Source organism: Xanthomonas sp. NCPPB 1062 (genome assembly GCF_041481705.2).
Classification (GTDB): Bacteria; Pseudomonadota; Gammaproteobacteria; order Xanthomonadales; family Xanthomonadaceae; genus Xanthomonas; species Xanthomonas euvesicatoria.
Map to the genome: position 1 here is coordinate 1776203 of NZ_CM192987.1, position 18937 is coordinate 1795139.

19 protein-coding genes, 1 other RNA gene and 1 pseudogene are annotated in these 18937 nt (G+C 66.4%); 13 read left to right on the forward strand and 8 right to left on the reverse strand.

The window, feature by feature from the left end:
* Window positions 1-2 precede the first annotated feature (2 nt).
* Entirely contained in the window at window positions 3-785 is a 783-nt protein-coding gene (locus ACCQ16_RS07765; RefSeq protein ID WP_122273074.1) for an enoyl-CoA hydratase/isomerase family protein, read from the reverse strand.
* Between the two features lie 163 nt (window positions 786-948).
* On the opposite strand from ACCQ16_RS07765, the gene ACCQ16_RS07770 reads away from it, so the two are divergent.
* From ACCQ16_RS07770 to ACCQ16_RS07785, 4 genes are all read left to right on the forward strand, one after another.
* Window positions 949-1647, forward strand: a complete 699-nt coding sequence (locus ACCQ16_RS07770) for an FKBP-type peptidyl-prolyl cis-trans isomerase (protein ID WP_004429231.1) — start codon at window positions 949-951, stop codon at window positions 1645-1647.
* Window positions 1648-1759: 112 nt separating this feature from the next.
* Window positions 1760-2563 (forward strand): CoA pyrophosphatase, encoded by an 804-nt coding sequence (locus ACCQ16_RS07775; protein WP_014089834.1) that lies wholly within the window; start codon window positions 1760-1762, stop codon window positions 2561-2563.
* The gene (locus ACCQ16_RS07780) at window positions 2560-3432 is read left to right on the forward strand and encodes a sulfurtransferase (protein WP_372380245.1); all 873 of its coding nucleotides are present in this window, start codon (window positions 2560-2562) and stop codon (window positions 3430-3432) included. Before ACCQ16_RS07775 ends, ACCQ16_RS07780 begins: the two co-directional genes overlap by 4 nt.
* 88 nt (window positions 3433-3520) lie before the next feature.
* On the forward strand, window positions 3521-4474 hold the full coding sequence (locus ACCQ16_RS07785) for a DUF1684 domain-containing protein (RefSeq protein ID WP_277572898.1): 954 nt from the start codon (window positions 3521-3523) through the stop codon (window positions 4472-4474).
* A 219-nt stretch (window positions 4475-4693) separates the two neighbouring features.
* On the opposite strand, the gene ACCQ16_RS07790 is transcribed toward ACCQ16_RS07785, so the two are convergent.
* Complete coding sequence (locus tag ACCQ16_RS07790; RefSeq protein ID WP_008576336.1) at window positions 4694-5269, reverse strand: N-acetylmuramoyl-L-alanine amidase; 576 nt, start codon at window positions 5267-5269, stop codon at window positions 4694-4696.
* A gap of 23 nt (window positions 5270-5292) precedes the next feature.
* Here ACCQ16_RS07790 and ACCQ16_RS07795 point away from each other — a divergent pair, with 23 nt between their 5' ends.
* The 8 genes and pseudogenes from ACCQ16_RS07795 (at window position 5293) to ACCQ16_RS07830 (ending at window position 12120) form a co-directional block, all read left to right on the forward strand.
* Window positions 5293-5784, forward strand: coding sequence for an MOSC domain-containing protein (locus ACCQ16_RS07795; RefSeq protein ID WP_008576334.1), 492 nt, complete (start codon window positions 5293-5295; stop codon window positions 5782-5784).
* Window positions 5781-6308, forward strand: a complete 528-nt coding sequence (locus tag ACCQ16_RS07800) for an alpha/beta hydrolase (RefSeq protein ID WP_008576332.1) — start codon at window positions 5781-5783, stop codon at window positions 6306-6308. The genes ACCQ16_RS07795 and ACCQ16_RS07800 overlap by 4 nt, the downstream gene beginning before the upstream one ends.
* Window positions 6309-6348: 40 nt before the next feature.
* On the forward strand, window positions 6349-6855 hold the full coding sequence (locus ACCQ16_RS07805; RefSeq protein WP_029819137.1) for a GNAT family N-acetyltransferase: 507 nt from the start codon (window positions 6349-6351) through the stop codon (window positions 6853-6855).
* 311 nt (window positions 6856-7166) lie between these two features.
* Window positions 7167-7643 (forward strand): annotated as a pseudogene (locus ACCQ16_RS07810) (ATP-binding cassette domain-containing protein); the annotation flags it as partial.
* Window positions 7640-7831: a hypothetical protein gene (locus ACCQ16_RS07815; RefSeq protein WP_074053196.1), complete on the forward strand. Its 192-nt coding sequence runs from the start codon at window positions 7640-7642 to the stop codon at window positions 7829-7831. The pseudogene ACCQ16_RS07810 and the gene ACCQ16_RS07815, both read left to right, overlap by 4 nt.
* Window positions 7828-9963 carry a bifunctional 23S rRNA (guanine(2069)-N(7))-methyltransferase RlmK/23S rRNA (guanine(2445)-N(2))-methyltransferase RlmL gene (gene rlmKL, locus ACCQ16_RS07820; RefSeq protein ID WP_277572899.1) on the forward strand — a complete coding sequence of 712 codons (2136 nt, stop codon included), beginning with the start codon at window positions 7828-7830 and terminating at the stop codon, window positions 9961-9963. Before ACCQ16_RS07815 ends, rlmKL begins: the two co-directional genes overlap by 4 nt.
* A gap of 220 nt (window positions 9964-10183) precedes the next feature.
* Entirely contained in the window at window positions 10184-10960 is a 777-nt protein-coding gene (locus ACCQ16_RS07825) for an NAD kinase (protein ID WP_008576325.1), read from the forward strand.
* Between the two features lie 203 nt (window positions 10961-11163).
* Complete coding sequence (locus ACCQ16_RS07830) at window positions 11164-12120, forward strand: 5'-nucleotidase (protein WP_014089840.1); 957 nt, start codon at window positions 11164-11166, stop codon at window positions 12118-12120.
* A 30-nt stretch (window positions 12121-12150) separates the two neighbouring features.
* Here ACCQ16_RS07830 and ACCQ16_RS07835 read toward each other — a convergent pair whose 3' ends face one another.
* Genes ACCQ16_RS07835 through sbcB form a run of 4 tightly spaced genes read right to left on the reverse strand, consistent with a single transcriptional unit; the run spans window position 12151 to window position 15864 of the window.
* Window positions 12151-12702: a DUF2939 domain-containing protein gene (locus tag ACCQ16_RS07835; protein WP_008576322.1), complete on the reverse strand. Its 552-nt coding sequence runs from the start codon at window positions 12700-12702 to the stop codon at window positions 12151-12153.
* A gap of 41 nt (window positions 12703-12743) precedes the next feature.
* The gene (locus ACCQ16_RS07840; protein WP_008576320.1) at window positions 12744-13736 is read right to left on the reverse strand and encodes an aldo/keto reductase; all 993 of its coding nucleotides are present in this window, start codon (window positions 13734-13736) and stop codon (window positions 12744-12746) included.
* On the reverse strand, window positions 13736-14422 hold the full coding sequence (locus ACCQ16_RS07845; RefSeq protein ID WP_008576319.1) for a DUF2461 domain-containing protein: 687 nt from the start codon (window positions 14420-14422) through the stop codon (window positions 13736-13738). Before ACCQ16_RS07845 ends, ACCQ16_RS07840 begins: the two co-directional genes overlap by 1 nt.
* The gene (gene sbcB / locus ACCQ16_RS07850; protein WP_014089841.1) at window positions 14419-15864 is read right to left on the reverse strand and encodes an exodeoxyribonuclease I; all 1446 of its coding nucleotides are present in this window, start codon (window positions 15862-15864) and stop codon (window positions 14419-14421) included. Before sbcB ends, ACCQ16_RS07845 begins: the two co-directional genes overlap by 4 nt.
* Window positions 15865-16011: 147 nt before the next feature.
* Between sbcB and ACCQ16_RS07855 the strand changes: the two genes are divergently transcribed.
* Window positions 16012-16088, forward strand: a non-coding RNA gene (locus tag ACCQ16_RS07855) — sX9 sRNA.
* A 34-nt stretch (window positions 16089-16122) separates the two neighbouring features.
* On the opposite strand, the gene ACCQ16_RS07860 is transcribed toward ACCQ16_RS07855, so the two are convergent.
* Window positions 16123-17490 carry an FAD-dependent oxidoreductase gene (locus ACCQ16_RS07860; RefSeq protein ID WP_372380246.1) on the reverse strand — a complete coding sequence of 456 codons (1368 nt, stop codon included), beginning with the start codon at window positions 17488-17490 and terminating at the stop codon, window positions 16123-16125.
* Window positions 17491-17661: 171 nt separating this feature from the next.
* Window positions 17662-18933, reverse strand: coding sequence for a kynureninase (gene kynU / locus ACCQ16_RS07865; protein ID WP_277572900.1), 1272 nt, complete (start codon window positions 18931-18933; stop codon window positions 17662-17664).
* Between the last annotated feature and the right edge of the window lie 4 nt (window positions 18934-18937).

Genomic DNA, 18937 nt, shown 5'->3' on the forward strand with positions numbered 1-18937 from the left:
TATCAGCGGTTGTGGAACTGGGCGGGGCGTTTATCGAGGAATGCGCGAGTGCCTTCGCGCATGTCGTCAGTGGCGAACAACAACGCAAATTGCGCGGTTTCCAGCTGCAGGCCTTCCTCGATGGCGCATTCGCCGCCGAACACCACCGCATCCAGAATGCCGCGCAGTGCCAGCGGCGCTGCAGTTGCCAGGCGTTGCGCAAGCGCCAGCGTTTCTTCGTGCAGGGCATCCGCTTCGACCACGCGATTGACCAGGCCCAATTGCAGTGCGCGGGCCGCGTCGATCGGCAGGCCGAGCAGGCACAGTTCCAGCGCTGCGGCGCGGCCGGTGAGGCGCAGCAGGCGCTGCGTGCCGCCAAAGCCGGGGATCAGGCCGAGATTGATTTCCGGTTGCCCCAGGCGCGCTGTTGCTGCGGCGATGCGCAGGTGGCACGCCATTGCCAGCTCCAGGCCGCCGCCCAGCGCAAAGCCATTGATCATCGCGACCACCGGCTTGGGCATGCGCTCGATCCGGCGCATCAGTTGCTGGCCCAGCAACGAGAATTCGCGCCCCTGGATTGCCGACAGGTCACTCATTTCCGCGATATCGGCACCCGCCACGAAGGCCTTGGGGCCGGCGCCGGTGAGAATCACGGCGCGTACATCGTCCGCATTGGCTGCGTCCTGGAACGCCTGATCCAGGGCCTGCATGGTTTGCCGGTTCAATGCGTTCAGTTTGTCCGGCCGATTGACCGTAATCGTCCGGACGCTGGCGTGATCGGCGATCAGAATGACGTGATTGGACATGTGAACCCTTGCGAACGTAAAAAAATAGTAAACACGGAACTTCCAAAACCCTTGCTGGTCCTAGCTTTCGCGATAAGTAGCGGTTCGGTATCGCGGCCGCTATCCTAGCGCGTCATCTCAGGCGGCAGACCCGTCCTGTGCCACCACCCTGGAGAATTGTTTGATGAAGTTGCGTTCTATCGCGGTCGCTGTGGCGGCCCTGGCCCTGACGGGCAATGCACTGGCCCAGGACACGACGTCCGAGAAGGGCAAGTTGAGCTATTACTTCGGCTACGACTACGGCAACAACCTTGCCGAGCTCACCGGCCGCGGCGAGCAGCTCGACATCAACTCGGTGGTAAAGGGTCTGCAGGACGCCTATGCCAAGAAGCAGCCGGCCATCACTGCCGACCAGCTGAAGCCGGCCGTTGAGGCGTTCCAGAAGCGCGAGCAGGGCCGTGCCCAGCAGGCCAAGGCCGAGTACGACAAGGCCGCTGCAGCCAACAAGACCAAGAGCGATGCGTTCCTGGCCAAGAACAAGAGCACCGCCGGCGTGCAGACGCTGCCGAGCGGCGTGCAGTACCGCGTGATCGAAGCCGGCAAGGGCGCCAAGCCGACCCAGGCCAGCACCGTGCAGCTGGAGGTGGCCGGTCCGTTCCCGTTCGGCGACCGCGAGAAGGCACGTCCGGCGCAGCAGATCCCGGCCATCAAGGTCAGCGAAGTCGAAATGCAGGCCATGCGCGACACGCTGCTGCAGATGCCGGCCGGCTCGAAGTGGGAAGTGACCCTGCCGCCTGAAAAGGCCTACGGTGCCGACCCGCGTACCCCGTTCCCGCCGAACGTGGCTGTGCAGTTCGAGATCAAGTTGGTCAGCGTCAAGTAATTGCATGTGATGTTGTTGCGACAACGCCGGCCACCAGGCCGGCGTTGTCGTTTTGGTCCAGCGATTGTCTGAAGAGAACGATGCAACGATGCAGCGGCTGCAGGACCCAGCGATGAGTGGCAACGATGTCGGATCCGAGGCAGGCCCTCTGCCCAGTCCGTGTATCGGTGTATGTTCGCTGGACGCGCAGTCGCACTGCGTCGGCTGTTTGCGCAGCCTGGATGAAATTGCACGCTGGATGAGCATGAGCGACGCCGAACGCCAGGACTATCTGCACACGGTGCTGCCCGCACGCGCGTTGACAGCGCGGCTGCCCGAATACGCGCAGTTGAGGCGGGCGCTGTATCCGCTGGATACCGCGCCGGCCGGGCCGGGTTGGAACCATGCCGAGCTGATCGACCTGACCGACGGCGACCCGTCTGCCGAAGCGGCGGTGCTGTGCGGGCTGGTGCCGCGCGAACAGGGCACGACGGTGTTGCTGACCCGGCGCACGGACAGCCTGCGCCATCACGCCGGGCAGGTCAGCTTCCCCGGCGGGCGGATGGAGCCGTCCGATGCCGATGCCGCTGCTGCAGCGCTGCGCGAGAGTTGCGAAGAAATCGCGCTCGGCGCGCAGCACGTGCATGCCTTGGGGTACCTGGATCCGTTTGTGACGGTGAGCGGATTTCGGGTGACGCCGGTGGTGGCGGTCATCGACCCGGCGTTCGTGGCGGTGCCGCAGCCGGATGAAGTGGCGGACGTCTTCGAAGTGCCGCTGGCCTATCTGATGGACCCGGACAATCTGCGCAGTGTGGAACTGGAGTTCCGCGGACGCCCGCGACGCGTGCTCGAATACGACTGGCCTGCCCACCGTATCTGGGGCGCCACCGCCGCCATTCTTCTCAATCTTCGTCGTCGCCTGGAGCAGGTTGCATGAGTGCAGATCCGAACTGGACCACGCTGGTCGATGCCGCCACGCTTTCGGCCGCGTTGCAGCATCCACAGCTGCGTCTGCTGGATGCGCGTGCCGCGCCACCGACCGCGCCAGAGCCGCACGCAGCGCGCAAGGCGTACGCGCAGGGGCATCTGCCCGGCGCGCACTATGCCGATCTGGACCACGACCTTGCAGATCTGTCACGGCCGGCGCAGGGGCGGCATCCGTTGCCGCATAGCGAGGCTTTTGCAAGCCGCCTCGGCGAATGGGGCATTGATCCGCAGAGCCTGGTGGTTGTCTACGACGCAGGCGATGGCAGCATGGCGGCCGCGCGCGCGTGGTGGATGTTGCGGCTGATGGGCCATCGCCGGGTGGCGGTGCTGGACGGTGGCTTGGCCGCGTGGCGTGCGGCCGGTTTTGCGGAAAGCACCGAGTCGCCTGCCTTGCGCAGCGGCACCGCGTATCCGGGCCACTTTGACGCCACGGCGGTGGTGGATGCCGAGCAGATCGCGCAGCGCCTGCAACAGGCGCCGGGCTGGTTGCTGGACGCACGGGCAGGCGAGCGTTTCCGTGGCGAAGTCGAGCCGATCGACCCGGTGGCCGGGCACGTGCCCGGTGCAGTGAGTCGCCCGCTGGGACTGAGCCTGCGTGATGGTCGCTTCAAACCAGCTGCCGAACTGCGCGCCGAGTTGTCCGCGTTGCTGGGTGCGTACCGGCCCGAGCAGGCGGTGGTGATGTGCGGATCGGGCGTGACGGCCTGCCATCTGTTGCTGGCGTTGGAAGTGGCCGGGTTGTCCGGTGCACGCGTCTACGCCGGTTCCTGGAGTGGTTGGCTGCAAGATGCCTCGCGCCCGGTCGCGACCGGCGCCTGATTGCAGGCACAATGGCGGCAGGAACGGTGACCTGTGGGGACGCAGGTTCGCTGCGCGGAGCGCAGTTTCTTGCAGTGCTGGGTGAGCCATGCGGTTGCAGTTACGGATTGGCGCGCTGTGCGTCGCGGTGTGGACGCTGGCTGCCTGTTCGGCGGAGTCGTCCGCCGATGTCAGCGATACGCCTGCGGTCGCTCATCGCAATGCGGCGCCGCATGATGTGTACGAAGTCGCGCTGGAACGCGCGCGCGCGGAGCGGCTGAGGCAGCTGCGGGCGCCCGATGGGTGGTTGAGCTATACCGGTTCGGGGCGCGTGCGCGCCGGCCAGTACCGTGTGGGCAGCGACCCGCTCAGCGATATCGTCCTGCCTGCCGGCCCTGCGCAGCTGGGGCAACTGACGCTGGATGCTGCAGGACACATACGCTTTCGCGCAGATGGCTCTGCCGCGGTGACGCTCAACGGGCAGCGCATCGGCGACGTACGCCTGCAACCAGAGCGGGCAGGGCAGCGCGGCGACCGGCTGGACGTGGGGGGCCGACAGTTCTACCTGGTGCAGACCGGCGCCTTGTATGGCTGGCGCTTCCGCGACCCGGCAGCGCCGGCGCTGACGCAGTTCGACGGGCTGGAATATTTCCCGACCGATCCGCAGTGGCGCATCCAGGCGCAGTGGCAACCCTATCCAACGCCGCGCACGACCACCTTGCTGACCTCGATCGGCACGCCGCTCACCGTGGAGGTGCCGGGAGAAGCCGTGTTCTCGCGCAACGGCCACGAATACCGCTTGCGGCCGCTGCTGCAGGAAGATGGCCAGGGCCTGTTCTTCCTGTTCGCCGACCGCACCAGCGGCAAGGAGAGTTATGGCGGCGCGCGGTATCTGTTTGCCACCTCGCCCCGCGACGGTCAGGTGGTCCTGGATTTCAATCTGGCCGAAAACCCGCCATGCGCACTGACGCCCCATGTGGTCTGCCCCATCGCGCAGCCTGAAAACCGGTTGGACGTGGCAGTGAATGCCGGCGAGAAGACTTACCGTGCGACCGAACGTTGAGTGTGCTGCAACGGGTGGACGGTGTGCGAGGCAAGAGGTGTTTTCGATGGCTCATCACAGCATCCGGGAGCGGTCACGTGCGTGTTCTCCGGGCGACGCTGTCTTTCGACGGCGCGGCTGGCACGCAGGTTGGATCGCTTCTCGGCCCTGTCGGGCGCGACCGGGCATGACCGACGTAACGCAGTGACTCGCCCACCGGCAGTGGCAAGAAAGCGCCTCCTAACGCGGCGTGTGCGACCAGCTCACCGCCGCTTCGATGCGCGGCCACGGGAACAGCGGGCCGGGGTCGAGCTTGCGCCGGATTTTACGGGCCGGGTCGTCGCTGGCGGCTTCCTGGGTGGTATCCAGCGCCTGATGGCCGGCGATGCGCCGCACCGAGGGCAGCTGCTGCTGCAGCCATTGCAACAAGGTGATCAGCGCGGCGATCTGCGCTTCGGGATACGGTTCGGTCATCTGCTGATACCGCGAATCCAGCCAGTGCGGATAACGGCCGCGGTTGACCAGTTCGATGCCCAGCGTATGCGGGTTGTGCCCGCGCACATGATGCGCAACGCGCTCCAGGGCGACGTATTGCTGGATGCTGCCGTTGCGATCGAGGTAGTAATGCCCGCTGTTGCCGGTGCCGCTGTCATAAAGCACGCGTTCGCCGTATTCGCGCGCCATCGCCATGTCCGGCAATTCGGTGCAATGGATGACCACCATGTCGATCTGGGTGAGCGCGCGCCTGGCCAACCGCGATTCGTAGGATAACGGCGCATAGGTGATTGGCGGCGACGGCAAGACGGCATCGGACATGGAGCGGATGCTAGCATTGCCCGATGGCTTTGAATCCCGACAGCCCTCTGGGCAAATTGATGGCGACGCTGCCACAGACCGGTCAGGTGACCTGGATCGGCGTGCGCCCGGCGCGTGAGGTGGCGATGCAGGAAGTGGACGCGGCGCAGGTGAGCACCGGTATGGGTCTTGTGGGAGACCGCTACAAGGGTGGCAGCGGCAAGCGCGGCGTGACCCTGATCCAGGCCGAGCATTTGCCGGTGATCGCGGCGCTGTCAGGACACGCCACCATCGCGCCGGCGACGCTGCGGCGCAACCTGGTGGTGTCCGGAATTGCGTTGATCGCGCTGAAAGGGCGGCGATTCCGAATCGGCGAAATCGAATTGGAAGGCACCGACCCGTGCGACCCATGTTCGCGCATGGAAGATGCCCTGGGTGCGGGCGGCTATAACGCCATGCGCGGCCACGGTGGGCTGTGCGCACGCGTGCTGCGCGGCGGCGTGCTGCGCATCGGCGATACGGTGCAGGCGCTATGAGTCGCGGCCATTGCATCCTCTCGCACGGCTTCGAAAGCGGCCCGGACGCCTTGAAGGTGACCGCGCTGGCCAACGTGGCCGAGCAGTTGGGCTGGACCCATGAGCGCCCGGATTACACTGACCTGGATGCACGCCGCGAGGTGAGTACGCTGGGCGACGTGCCAGGCCGGCTGCAACGCCTGCTGGAAATTGCGCGGGCGGCGGCCGAGAAGGGGCCGGTGGTGCTGGCCGGCTCCAGCCTGGGCTCGTATATCGCCGGGATGGTGTCGTTGCAGGTGCCCACGCGCGGCCTGTTTCTGATGGTGCCGCCGACCAAGATGGGCCCGATGCCGGCGCTGGACGCCGCATCGGTGCCGATCTCGATCGTGCATGCCTGGCGCGACGCGTTGATTCCGGCCGCCGACGTGATCGCCTGGGCGCAGGCCCGGCATGCGCGCCTGCTGCTGGTCGACGATGACCATCGTCTGGCCTCGCACGTCGACGCGTCGGCGCGCGCGTTCGCAGCGTTGTTGCAGGGCCTGTGATGCGGACGGTTGCCAGCCATGGCTGCGCGCGGTGCCACCGATGAACGTGTTGATCCGCGAAGCCACCGAAGGCGACGCCGCTGCCATCGAACTGCTGACCATGGTGGCCTTCATGCGCGCCGAACACAGCCGGCATGACGAGCACCAGGTGATTGCAGGATTGCGTCAGGACGGCGCACTCGTGTTGTCGTTGGTCGCCGACCACGACGGCTACGTGGTCGGGCATCTGGCCGTCTCGCCGGTGGCGCTGTCGGACGATTCGCCCGGCTGGTTCGCGCTTGGCCCGCTGGCCGTGGGGCCCGGCCACCAACGGCAAGGGCTGGGGACGCGGCTGGTGCAGGCCGCGCTTGCCACGTTGCGCGAGCGCGGCGCCGCAGGCTGCCTGGCGCTGGGCGAGCCGGCGTTTTTCCGGCGCTTGGGCTTTGCGGTCGAACCTGGCCTGGTGTTGCCCGAGGTGCCTGCATCGGAATTGCAAGCCCTGGCGTTCGGCGACCGGCTGCTGCCGCTGGCCGATGTGGCTTACCACCCGGCGTTCGGGCTGGGTTGAGCGCCGGCTGCATTGGCCCGGCCTGTTGCGCCGGTGTCGCTGCCAGTGCGGCAGGTTGGACTGGCTGCACTTCACCTGAGGATTGGTCCGATGCGCCATTGATGCCGCCGTCGTGATGACGGCCTACCCGCTGCTGGACCGGTTGGATCGGCACGTGTGCTGGCATGCAATGGAGACCCGGATGACTGTCCGTCGCTGACGCTGGAAAGCGTGGCGCATGCGCTGCCCGATGGCAGCGCGCTGTTTTCCGATCTGAACATCCATATCGACCAACGCGCGACCGGCTTGGTCGGGCGGATTGGCCTGGTCGCCCGAACGGCAGCGGCAAGTCCACATTGCTGCAGCTGCTGGCCGGGCGCCTGCAGCCCGGCGCCGGGCATTGCCAGGTGCATGCGCCGACCGCCTATCTGGATCAGCACCTGGCGCTGCTGGACCCGGCGCTTGGTCGTTGCGCAGTTGCAGGACGCGGATCCGGCTGCGCCGGCCCACGCACAGCGGCTGCGCCTGGCGCTGCTGGGGCTGGACCGGGCGCGTGCCGACCTGCCCTGCAGCCAGCTCAGCGGCGGCCAGCGGCTCAAGCCGGCACTGGCCTGCGCGCTGTACCGGGCGCAGCCGGCGCAACTGCTGTGCTGGACGAGCCCACCCACCACCTGGATCTGGCCTCGGTGGAAGCGATCGAGGCGCTGCTGCGTGGCCATCAGGGGGCGCTGATCGTCGCCTCGCATGATGCCGCCCTCCTGCAGCGGTTGGGCCTGCAGCAGCGCCTGGACACGGCACAGGCGCAATAGGGGCTGGCGGCGTGGTGAACCGTGCGGCGGGCGATCCGGGCGCCGGGCTGGTAATGCCGGCCGCGATGGCCGACCATTTGCGGCCCGTCCACCGCGGCCGCGGCATTGCCCACCCAGGCGCCGGCCCGCTGTCCTGCTTTCACGCTCGCCGCCGCGGCCAGCGTCTCTATCGATACCTGCCTACGTGAAATTCTTCGCATCCTGCGCCAAGGGCCTGGAATACCTGCTTGCCGACGAGCTGCTTGCGCTCGGTGCCAGCAAGGCCACCGCCACTATTTCCGGCGTCAACGTCGAAGGCGAACTGCGCGATGCGCAGCGCGCCGTGCTGTGGTCGCGCCTGGCCAGCCGCGTGCTGTGGCCGCTGACCGAATTCGATTGCCCGGACGAAGACGCGCTGTACGCCGGCGTCGCCGAACTGCCCTGGGACGCGCATCTGTCGGTTGGGCATACGCTGTCGGTGGACGCACATGTGTCCGGGACCGCCATCACCCATGCCCGCTACGCGGCGCAGCGCATCAAGGACGCGGTGGTGGACACCATCCGCCGGCAGGGCCTGGAGCGCCCGTCGGTGGACGTGGAAAACCCCGACCTGCGCCTGAACCTGTCGCTGCGCAAGGGCCGCGCCACCATTTCGGTGGACCTGGGCGGCGGCCCGCTGCATCGACGCGGCTGGCGCATGGCGCAGAACGAGGCGCCGTTGAAGGAAAATCTGGCCGCAGCGGTGCTGATGCGCGGCGGCTGGCCGCGCGCCTATGCCGATGGCGGCGGCTTGCTCGACCCGATGTGCGGCAGCGGCACGCTGCTGATCGAAGGCGCGCTGATGGCCGCCGATGTCGCGCCCGGTCTGCAGCGCTACGGCAGCGATGTGCCCAGCCGCTGGCGCGGCTTCGATCGCGAGAGCTGGCAGCAGCTGGTGAGCGAGGCGCGCGAACGCGACAGCGTCGGCCGTGCTGCGCTCAAACAGGTGATCCATGGCAGCGACATGGACCCGCACGCCATCCGCGCCGCGAAAGAGAATGCGCAGGTGGCCGGCGTGGCCGAGGCGATCTGGTTCGGCGTGCGCGAAGTCGGTGAGTTGCAGACGCCGCCGCAGGCCATCGGCGTGGTGGTGTGCAATCCGCCGTACGACGAGCGCCTGGCCGCCGATGCGGCGCTGTATCGCCGTCTGGGCGATACCTTGCAGCGCGTCGTGCCCCAGTGGCGTGCCAGCCTGCTGTGCGGCAATGCCGAGCTGGCGTATGCCACCGGTCTGCGCGCGGGCAAGAAATACCAGCTGTTCAACGGTGCGATCGAATGCGCGTTGATCGTCTGCGACCCGATCGCAGTGCCGCGACGCACCCCGCTGGCAGCGCCGACCGCGCTCAGCGAGGGCGCGCAGATGGTGGCCAACCGGCTGCGCAAGAATCTGCAGAAATTCAAGAAGTGGCGCGCGCGCGAAGGCATCGAATGTTTCCGCGCCTACGACGCCGACCTGCCGGAATATTCCGCCGCCATCGACGTGTACCAGCAAGCCGACGGCGACCGGCGCATCTTCCTGCATGTGCAGGAATACGCGGCGCCGGCGACGATTCCCGAGGCCGATGTGCGCCGTCGTCTCAACGAATTGCTGGCCGCCGCACGCGAGGTCTTCGAGGTGCCGGCCGAGCGCGTGGCGCTGAAGTCGCGCGAGCGCGGCAAGGGCGGCAGCAAGTACGGCCGTTTCGAACAGCGCAACGAAATCGTCCACGTGCGCGAACACGGCGCGTTGCTGCGCGTGAACCTGTTCGATTATCTGGATACCGGGCTGTTCCTGGACCATCGCCCGCTGCGCGGCACCATGGCGCAGCAGAGCAAGGGCCGGCGTTTCCTCAACCTGTTCTGCTACACCGGCGTGGCCAGCGTGGAAGCGGCGGTGGCCGGTGCGGCGTCCACCACCAGCGTTGATCTGTCGGCAACCTACCTGCAGTGGTGCGCCGAGAATCTTGCGTTGAACGGGCTGGCCGGCAGCAAGCACAAACTGGTGCAGGCCGATGCGCTGGCCTGGCTGGAAGCCGAGCGTGCACACTTCGATGTGATCTTCTGCGACCCACCGACCTTCTCCAACTCAGCGCGTGCGGAAGATTTCGATATCCAGCGCGAGCATGTGCGTCTTTTGCGCGCGGCCGTGGCGCGGTTGGCGCCGGGGGGCGTGTTGTATTTCTCCAACAACTTCCGTCGCTTCAAGCTGGACGAGGAAGGGGTGGCGGAGTTCGCGCAGTGCGAAGGAATCAGCCCGCGCACCATCGACCCGGATTTCGAGCGGCATGCGCGCATTCATCGCGCCTGGCGGTTGACGGCCTGAGCTCGCGCCGGTTGCGTCCGATGGCGCGCCGGCTCGGCTCGCGTAGACGCCAGCAGACGCGGTTGCCAAAGTGCCATGCGTCGCAGGCGCGGGAGCGCGTGCTTGCCACGACGCGACCGCTGCCGTGCACGCGCAGAAGGCGTGGGCATGATCGCAACGCACCCACAACAAGCCCAGCACAGGGCTGCGGTATGCTGATTCGCATGCTCTGGAGTCAACGATGACCGCACCACCTCGCATCGCTTTTCTTGCCAGCCCCGCCGAGCCGGCGGTGGCCGCGCGCGCACGCCTTACGCAGCGCTATGGCGACCATGCCCTGGACAGCGCCGACATCGTCTGTGCGCTGGGCGGCGACGGGTTCATGTTGCAGACGCTGCACCGGCATGGCGCCTCCGACAAGCCGGTGTTCGGCATGAAGCTGGGCTCGGTCGGCTTTTTGATGAACCAGTACCGCGACAACGAAGACGACCTGCTCGAGCGCCTGCAGCGCGCCGAGCCGGCGTATCTGCGGCCGCTGGAAATGCAGGTGCAGACCGAATCCGGTGCCAGTGCCGGCTCGCTGGCCTACAACGAGGTCTCGCTGCTGCGGCAAACCCGGCAGGCCGCGCATCTGAGTGTGGATCTCAACGGCCAGACCCGCATTGCCGAGCTGATCGGCGACGGCGTGATGGTGGCCACGCCGGCCGGCAGCACGGCGTACAACTATTCGGCGCACGGGCCGATCCTGCCGCTGGGCTCGCATACGCTGGCGCTGACGCCGATCGCGCCGTATCGTCCGCGGCGCTGGCGCGGCGCCATCCTCAAGGCAGATACCGAAGTGCGCTTCCGCGTGCTCGACCCGTACAAGCGCCCGGTCAGCGTCACCGCCGACTCGCACGAAATTCGCGACGTGGTCGAAGTGACCATCCGCGAATCCACGCAACGCCAGGTCACGTTGTTGTTCGATCCCGAACACAATCTGGAAGAGCGCATCTTCAGCGAGCAGTTTGCGGTTTGAGGAGCGGGGATTTGGGATTCGAGATTCGGGATTGGCAACGGCAGCAGCGTGCCACGTCGTCTTTAGAATCGCGCGCACGCGCTACGATGCTGCGCGGATGGGCGATCAAATCCCGACCTCCAGTTCCTGCTTTAAACCAATTCCCAATTCCCAATTCCCAATTCCCAATTCCCAATTCCCAATCACCAATCCCGGCCTCCCCAATGCCCGACAACTCCCCAAGGTTATTGACCGTCGCGGTGACCTCGCGCGCCCTGTTCGATCTCGAAGAAGGCCATGCACTGTTCGAGGCCGACGGAGTGGAGGCGTATTCGGCATTCCAGCGCGAGCATGAGGACGACATCCTGCAACCTGGCGTTGCGTTCCCGGTGGTGCGCAAGCTGCTGGCGCTCAATCACGATGTGCCCGAGGACGCGCCGCGGGTGGAAGTCATCCTGCTGTCACGCAATTCCGCCGATACCGGCCTGCGCATCTTCAACTCGATCCAGCATTACAACCTGGGCATCGTGCGTGCCACCTTCACCTCGGGCGAGCCGACCTGGCCGTACGTCAAGCCGTTCGGGACCGATCTGTTTCTTTCGGCCAATCCGGAATCGGTACGGCGCGCGCTGAGCCATGGCATCGCGGCGGCGACCATCATGCCGCGCGCACTGGGCGAACGCGCCGAGGCCGCGGCGGCAATCGTGGACAACGACGAAAGCCGTTTGTCGACGCAGCTGCGGATCGCCTTCGATGGCGATGCGGTGATCTTCGGCGACGAGAGCGAACGCATCTCGCGCGAGCAGGGCGTGGAAGCCTTCGGGCGTCACGAGCGCGAGCGCGCACGCGAGCCGTTGTCGGTGGGGCCGTTCCGTAATTTTCTGGCGGCGCTGCACACCTTGCAGGCGGCGTTTCCGCCCGGCCAGGCCTCGCCGATCCGCACGGCGCTGGTCACTGCGCGCTCGGCGCCGGCGCATGAGCGGGTGATCCGCACCTTGCGCGAGTGGGGCGTGCGTCTGGACGAGGCGCTGTTCCTGGGCGGGCGTCACAAGGGCCCGTTTCTTCAAGCGTTTGGTGCGGATATCTTCTTCGACGATTCGCAGCACAACATCGACAGTGCGCGCCAGCATCAGCACGTGGCCGCCGGACATGTGCCGCACGGCGTGGCCAACGAAGGATAAGGCGAAGGCGGCTGCGTTGCTCACCCGGCATCATGGCGCCGGTGACAACGCCAACTGGAGGTCCACCACCTTCCAGCGCAACCCTTGTGGTTCCAGCACCACCTTCAGTGGTGGTTCGCCGGGGGTGCGTTCGACGTCGATCACGAAGCGGTCCAGCGTCTCGAAGCGGTGTTTGGCGTTTTTCAGCGGTCGCGCGGGTTCGGTGGGGCCGAAGGGATCGCCGCCCTGCAGTTCATTGCGGCCGCGCTTCCATAGCACATGCCCCTGCAACAGTGCACCGATGCCGATCGGCGTCACCAGCGTATCCACCGCCGCACCACCGAGCTGGTTCCCCAGGCCATACAGCAACGTGCCCCACGGACCGGTGGCGATGTCTGGACCGGCTTGCCGCACCAGATAATCGTTGAGCTGGGCGCGCAGGCTGCTGCGCACACGCGGGAAGTCGACATAACGTTCCAGTGCAGCGGTGTCGCGTTGCTCGATGGCCTTGGACAGGCCATGCATGGTCATATACGGCCCGCCGAACCACCACGCAGTGACGGTCAGCAGGAAAGCGATAAGGACGCCGATGGTTTTTTTCATGGCGCCCAGACTGCCGCAATCGCCGCCGCCGCAGGTGAAGATCAGTGACTGGGAGAGCCGCGGCCATCGCCGAAGGCGGTGACCAGACGTTGCCGTTGGACGGCGTCCAGCGCGTGTATGCGGGTCTGCAGCACTTCATCCAGATTGCTGATGCGCGTGGTGCCCAGGATGCCGCTGGCCACACCCGGGTGTTGCAGCACATAAGCGAATGCCGTTTGCGCCGGGCGCTGACTATCGATCGAAGCCACTGCATTGCGCATGTTGCGTGAGCACTGCATCAACGCGCGGCTGCTGGGCTTCAGCCAGGCGCGTGCCAGATACCAGGCGTCGGCCAGATGCGGCAGGCGCGCACGCGCGGGCAAGAGGTGGCCCTGCGCAAGCACGGTGCCGGCCAGTACGCCAATGCCCGCGTTATGCAGCTGGTCGATCAGCGGTTCACGGTCCTGCTGCAGCGCGTTGTAGTCCAGCAGCACCACATCGAAGACGTCGGGGTTGGCGATCATCCAGCGCAGGGTCGATGCCGAATGCGTATTGATGCCGGTGTGGCGGATCAGGCCGCGTTCGCGCAGACGCTGCATCGCCAGCAGCAGGTCGTCATTGATGTCGTGCTCGCTGGCGCCGTGCAGCTGGTAGATGTCGAGATAGTCCAAGCCAAGATTGCGCAGCGATGCTTCGCAACTGGCCGTGATCGCTGCAGCAGAGAAATCACGCTGTTCGGCACCACTGATACCGGCCTGGCCGGTCAACGTACCGCCCTTGCTGGACACGACAAGCGAATCCCGCGAACGCTGCGCCAGCAGGGGGCGCAGGATCCGCCCCAGGCGCGGTTCCGCATGGAAAGCGGAGTAATTGTGGCCGGTGTCGAGCAGGTTCACGCCTTGCGCCAGCGCGTGCTCGACCACCCGTGCGGCGGCGCCCTCGTCGAAGCGCCGGTGGCCCCAAAAACCGGAACATCCCAGACCGATCGGCGAGACCAATAGCTTGGTGCGGCCCAGCGTCCGGCGCTGCCGGCCAAGCGGTAGATCCTGTGTCATCAAAATTCCAGGTCCAAAGCCGCGCACAGGTAATCGACAAACGGGGCCAGGATCACCAGGTCCGTCTCGATAGTCTGGCGCAGTCGCGGCCCGGTCATGATGCTGTCGTCTAGGTGACGCAAGTACGCCCAGTTGCGGTGCTTGAGATCCTCGATGAACTCGAAGTCGTTGGGGAATCCACGCGGTGCGCGCACCAGTTTTTCGCTGTCGTCCATGGTGAATTTGCGCAGCAGTTTCGGGTTATGCGCGGCGGCCTTCCAGCTGCCGGGATTGTCGAAAATGAATTGCCGCAGCTTGCGTTGCGTGTCCGGCTCCGGATGCCACAGGCCAGCGCCGACAAAACTTTCGCCCGGCTGCAGGTGGATATAGAACGATGGCGCCGGCATCTGGCGGCGGCGTTCATGGAACAGGCGCGCGCCTTGCCAGTTCTTGTAAGGCGATTTGTCGTTGGAAAACCGCGCATCGCGATAGATGCGAAACAGCGAGCCGCCCTGGGTTTTTGGATCGGCGCGATAGTGTTCGCTGACCTGTGCCAGTGCCGGCTGCAGATCGGTGATCAGCTGCAGAAACGGCTGGCGCACATGCGCCTCATACTGATGCCGATGGTCGTTGAACCAGGTCTTGTCGTTGTGGCGGGCCAGGGCGCGCAGGAACTTGAAGCTGGCGTCGGAAAAGTAGGTGGTCATAGCGTGCGTTGGAGGTCCGAACCCCAGGCGGCGAGCTGATCGAGTAGGGCTTGCTTGGTAGCATCGTCGGGGTGAGTACGCCGTAAATCCGCAATCTGCGCGTGGTATTGCTCCAGGGTGACTTCACCCAGGCCGCGGTCTTCGAACAGGCGCTGGCGGCGATACACGTTCCAGCGCTCCTGTTCCTCGAACGAGAGTGTCTGCGGCCAGTTGCGCGCGCGGTAGCGAAACAGCAGCTCGATCAGGCGCGGGTCGCGAAAGCGCGCTTCCAGCGCGCCCAGTTCGTCCGGCGCGCTGGCGCGGACCTGTGCAAGCAGGCGTTTGTCGCCTTCGGCCAGAAATCCATCGTAGAGCGAGGCATCGGCATCGTTGACCGCCGCTGCCGCGGCGCGTTCGCTGCCGTAGACCTGGCGCACCTTCTCGGCAAGTTCAGGGCCCAAGGCGCGCAAGCGTGCCGCCTTGGCCACTACCGCGTCGTGATCCACACCCAGGCGCTGAAAATCTGCAGCGCGCAGATGCTGCCAGGCCACCAGCGCGGGCGACTTGTTCAGATGCACTTCCTTCAACGGAATGCGCTGTTCGCCTTCCGGCAGATCCGCGGCGCGGATGTACAGGCGGTCGGCAATATCGTCGGGGCTCAGCCGCAACAACACCTCCGGGTCGCCCTCCAGATCGAACACGATCACGCGGCTGTCGATGCGCGGGTGGCGCGTCAGCGGCAGCACCGCTGCGGCGCACAGGCGCGAGGCGGGGTAGCGCTGGGAGATATGCAGCACCGGCTGCATGGCGATGACATCCAGCAAGGTGGCGGCAAAGCGCTTGTCGCGCAGGCGCAGCGCGTAGTCCCACAACTTTGGCTGGTGCTGCTGGAATTTGCGCGCCATGCCGATGGTGGCGTACACGTCCGACAAGGCTTCGTGCGCATCGCCTTCGCGCACATCGTTGGCATCGGCCAGGTGCTCCAGCTTGAACGAGGTGGCGCCATCTTCGCGCTGCGGCCAGACGATGCCGTCCGGGCGCAGCGCATGGACCAGTCGCAGCACATCCAGCAGGTCCCAGCGCGAGTTACCGCCACGCCACTCGCGCTCGTACGGGTCGTAGAAATTGCGGAACAGGCCGCAGCGGATGAATTCGTCGTCGAAGCGGATCGAGTTGTAGCCCAGCGTGCAGGTCTGGGGCCGGCCCATTTGTTCGGCGATGCGCGCGAACGCCTCTGCTTCGGTGACGCCTTCGCGCAGCGCATGTTGCGGGGTGATGCCGGTCACCATGGTGGCATAGGGCGAGGGCAGCAGATCATCGGCCGGCTGCACGAAAAAGCTGATGGGCTCTTCGATCACGCGCAACTGCGCATCGGTGCGCACCGCAGCGAACTGTGCGATGCGGGTGCGGCGTGGATCCTGGCCGAAGGTTTCCAGGTCGTAGAAGAGAAAGCTGTCAGGCATGCGGGTACGACATCCAGATGCGCGGCGCACGGCGTATGCGCTGCCGGTGCCGCCCAGTATCCCTCATCGCGGCAACGTCACGCTAAGAGCAGCCAACAAAACTACCGCGCAGCCGCCAGGCGGGTGCGGCCGGTGCTCGGAATCCTCATGTACCACTCGTGCACTGCGGTTCTGAGCGCGCCGTCCGCGCCCACCTGACGACTGCTCACTACGTTTTGTTAGCCGCTCTAAGGCTGTCCTCCGTGTCTTCCGCAGAGGTCAATGCGCGCCGTCCAGCGGCTCCAGGCGTGCGTGCACAACCGCTTCCAAGGCAGCCCAGTCGATGCGCGACAGATCGCGGTGTCCCCGCGTGGCCTCCACCAGGATCTGGCGCTGGATCTCGCTGCGCGCCAGCGCAATCGAATAGCGCGTGCGCAGGAACGTCACCATGGTGTAGTGCGGCACGAAGCGGGTGGGCCAGCGCGCCTGCAATTTCTGTTCGAGCTCGCGCTGCAGCAGGAAGTCGGGGTCGTCGACGCGGTCGCGCATTTCCAGGTAGTTCTCCAGCGCCATCTGTTGGATGGCGGCCGCATCGTCGCGACGCGCAGCCTCGAAGGCCGCGAACGCGCTGGCGAGGTCGTCGTGCGCGTCCAGCTGATCTGCCAACGCCACGCAATCTTCGAATGCGCAATTCATGCCCTGCCCGTGGAATGGCACCATCGCATGGGCGGCGTCGCCGATCAGCAATGCGCGGCCATCCAGATGCCAGCGATCCAGGGTCAGCGTGCCGAGCAGTCCGGGCGGATGCTCTTCCCAATGCTCCCTGAGCTGCGGAATCAGCGGCAATGCGTCCGGGAAATCGCGTGCGAACAAGGCCAATGCTTCATCGCCGGTACGCGTGGTGGCAAAGCTCGGCTCGCCGGCGTTGGGCAAGAACAGGGTGACGGTGAACGTACCGCCATCGTTTGGCAGCGCAATGCACATGTAGCGCCCGCGCGGCCAGAGATGCAGCGCGTTGCCTTCGATCCGGAATCCGCCGCCCGGCTGCGGCGGAATTTCCAGCTCCTTGTACGAGTGATCGAGGAATTCGGTGCGTTCGCCCAGTGGCGATTTGCGCTGCATCGCCGCGCGCAAGGCCGAGCCGGCGCCATCGCTGCCGATCAAGCTCTGAAAGTGGATCTCGTGCGGTTGGTCGTCGCGGTCGTCGATGAAGCGCGCATAGCCGGCGTCGAAGTCCACGGTATGCAGGCGGCGGTAGAAATGCACGCGCGCGCCGGCCTGTTCGGCCAGGTCGAGCAGCGCGACATTCAGCGCGGCGCGGTGGATCGACCAGATCACCTCGCTGTCGTCGCGCCCGTAGCGTTGCAGCTGCGGTTGGCCGATGATTGGGTGCACCATGCGCCCACGCATCATCACCGCCTTGGCCATCACCGCATCTTTGGCGCCGGCCTGGCGCAGCGCATGCCGGCCGCGCTCGGCCAGCGCCAGGTTGATCGAGCGGCCGGACTCGTAGCCCTTGATGCGCGGGTCGCCACGCCGTTCGTATACGGTGACCTGCCAGCCGCGACGCGACAGCAGGATGGCCAGCAGGCAACCGGCCAGACCGGCGCCGATCAGGGTCAGGGAACGCGGAGAAACTGGGCTCAATGCAATGTCCGGCAGCAGCCGGACGCAGCGCCGGCGAAAAGGGGAAGACAGCGACTGGCAACGACGGTGGCCCCGGCAGCAACGCCGGGCGGGCTGGGAGTTTACGTGGGCGCGCGGCGATTCCGCGTGCCGTACAAGTGCTTTGGTGGCACTGCAGTCAGACTGCCGCGCTCAAGCAGCCGCCCAGGCTTCCACCTGCTCGACGAAGGTATGCAGATCGCTGAAGCGGTTGTACAGCGGCACCGGCGCAATACGGATCACGTCCGGTTCGCGCCAGTCGCCGAGCACGCCGGCCGCGTGCAGATGCTCGAACAGCGCGCGGCCCCGTGCGCGTCCGCCGGCCACCCGCAGCGACAGCTGGCAACCGCGTCGTGCAGGTTCGGCCGGGGTGACGATCTTTAGTACCTGCGGCACCCGCGCGTGGATCAATTGCTCCAGATGCCCGGTGAGCTGTTCGGATTTGGCGCGCAACGCAGCCATGCCGGCCTGGTCGAACAACGCCAGCGACGCGCGCAGCGGTGCCAGCGCCAGCACCGGCGGATTGCTCAGCTGCCAGCCTTCGGCACCGGGCGAGGGCACGAACTGCGGGTCCATGCGGAAGCGGGTCTGCTGCTCATGTCCCCACCAGCCGGCCATGCGCGGCAGGTCGCTATTTGCATGCCGCGCGTGCACGAAGCAACCGCCCACCGCGCCGGGGCCGGCGTTGAGATATTTGTAGTGGCACCACACCGCGAAATCCACGCCGTCGTCGTGCAGGGTCAGCGGGAGATTGCCCACCGCGTGCGCCAGATCGAAACCCACCGCCGCGCCCTGCGCGCGCGCCAGCCGCACGATCTCGGCCAGGTCGAAGGCCTGCCCGGTGCGGTACTGGATGCCCGGCCACAGCACCAAGGCCAGGCGCGGGCCATGCTGCGCGATGGCTTCGGCAATGGCCGTCATCGAGACGGTGCCGTTGGGTTCGTCGGCGTCCACTTCGATCAGATGCGTGGCCGGGTCCAACCCGTGCAGGCGCAGCTGCGATTCCACCGCGTGGCGGTCGGATGGAAATGCGCCTGCCTCGATCAGGATCGCGCCGCGCTCGGCAGTGGGACGGTAGAAGCTGGCCATCATCAGATGCAGATTGACGCTCAGGGTATTCATCGCCACCACTTCGCCGGGTTGCGCACCGACCACGCGCGCCAGCCCGTCGCGCACCAGTTGGTGGTAGGTCAGCCATTGGGTCGGGCCGGTGAAGTGACCTTCCACCGCCAGCGCGCCCCACCGGTCGAGCACCTCGTCCACCATCGCACGTGCCGCACGCGGCTGCAGGCCGAGCGAATTGCCGACGAAATAGGTCTGATCGTCATCGCCGTGCTGCGGGAACACGAAGGCATCGCGCAGGCCGCGCAGCGAGTCGGCGGCATCCAGGGCAGCAGCATGGGCGCGGGACAGCAGGTCGGTCATCGTC

What these genes read in the sequence shown, in the direction of transcription:
- ACCQ16_RS07765 (WP_122273074.1), bottom strand. Translation starts at nt 785, where the DNA reads ATGTCCAATCACGTCATTCTGATCGCCGATCACGCCAGCGTCCGGACG.
- ACCQ16_RS07770 (WP_004429231.1), top strand. Translation starts at nt 949, where the DNA reads ATGAAGTTGCGTTCTATCGCGGTCGCTGTGGCGGCCCTGGCCCTGACG.
- ACCQ16_RS07775 (WP_014089834.1), top strand. Translation starts at nt 1,760, where the DNA reads ATGAGTGGCAACGATGTCGGATCCGAGGCAGGCCCTCTGCCCAGTCCG.
- ACCQ16_RS07780 (WP_372380245.1), top strand. Translation starts at nt 2,560, where the DNA reads ATGAGTGCAGATCCGAACTGGACCACGCTGGTCGATGCCGCCACGCTT.
- ACCQ16_RS07785 (WP_277572898.1), top strand. Translation starts at nt 3,521, where the DNA reads ATGCGGTTGCAGTTACGGATTGGCGCGCTGTGCGTCGCGGTGTGGACG.
- ACCQ16_RS07790 (WP_008576336.1), bottom strand. Translation starts at nt 5,269, where the DNA reads ATGTCCGATGCCGTCTTGCCGTCGCCGCCAATCACCTATGCGCCGTTA.
- ACCQ16_RS07795 (WP_008576334.1), top strand. Translation starts at nt 5,293, where the DNA reads ATGGCTTTGAATCCCGACAGCCCTCTGGGCAAATTGATGGCGACGCTG.
- ACCQ16_RS07800 (WP_008576332.1), top strand. Translation starts at nt 5,781, where the DNA reads ATGAGTCGCGGCCATTGCATCCTCTCGCACGGCTTCGAAAGCGGCCCG.
- ACCQ16_RS07805 (WP_029819137.1), top strand. Translation starts at nt 6,349, where the DNA reads ATGAACGTGTTGATCCGCGAAGCCACCGAAGGCGACGCCGCTGCCATC.
- ACCQ16_RS07825 (WP_008576325.1), top strand. Translation starts at nt 10,184, where the DNA reads ATGACCGCACCACCTCGCATCGCTTTTCTTGCCAGCCCCGCCGAGCCG.
- ACCQ16_RS07830 (WP_014089840.1), top strand. Translation starts at nt 11,164, where the DNA reads ATGCCCGACAACTCCCCAAGGTTATTGACCGTCGCGGTGACCTCGCGC.
- ACCQ16_RS07835 (WP_008576322.1), bottom strand. Translation starts at nt 12,702, where the DNA reads ATGAAAAAAACCATCGGCGTCCTTATCGCTTTCCTGCTGACCGTCACT.
- ACCQ16_RS07840 (WP_008576320.1), bottom strand. Translation starts at nt 13,736, where the DNA reads ATGACACAGGATCTACCGCTTGGCCGGCAGCGCCGGACGCTGGGCCGC.
- ACCQ16_RS07845 (WP_008576319.1), bottom strand. Translation starts at nt 14,422, where the DNA reads ATGACCACCTACTTTTCCGACGCCAGCTTCAAGTTCCTGCGCGCCCTG.
- sbcB (WP_014089841.1), bottom strand. Translation starts at nt 15,864, where the DNA reads ATGCCTGACAGCTTTCTCTTCTACGACCTGGAAACCTTCGGCCAGGAT.
- kynU (WP_277572900.1), bottom strand. Translation starts at nt 18,933, where the DNA reads ATGACCGACCTGCTGTCCCGCGCCCATGCTGCTGCCCTGGATGCCGCC.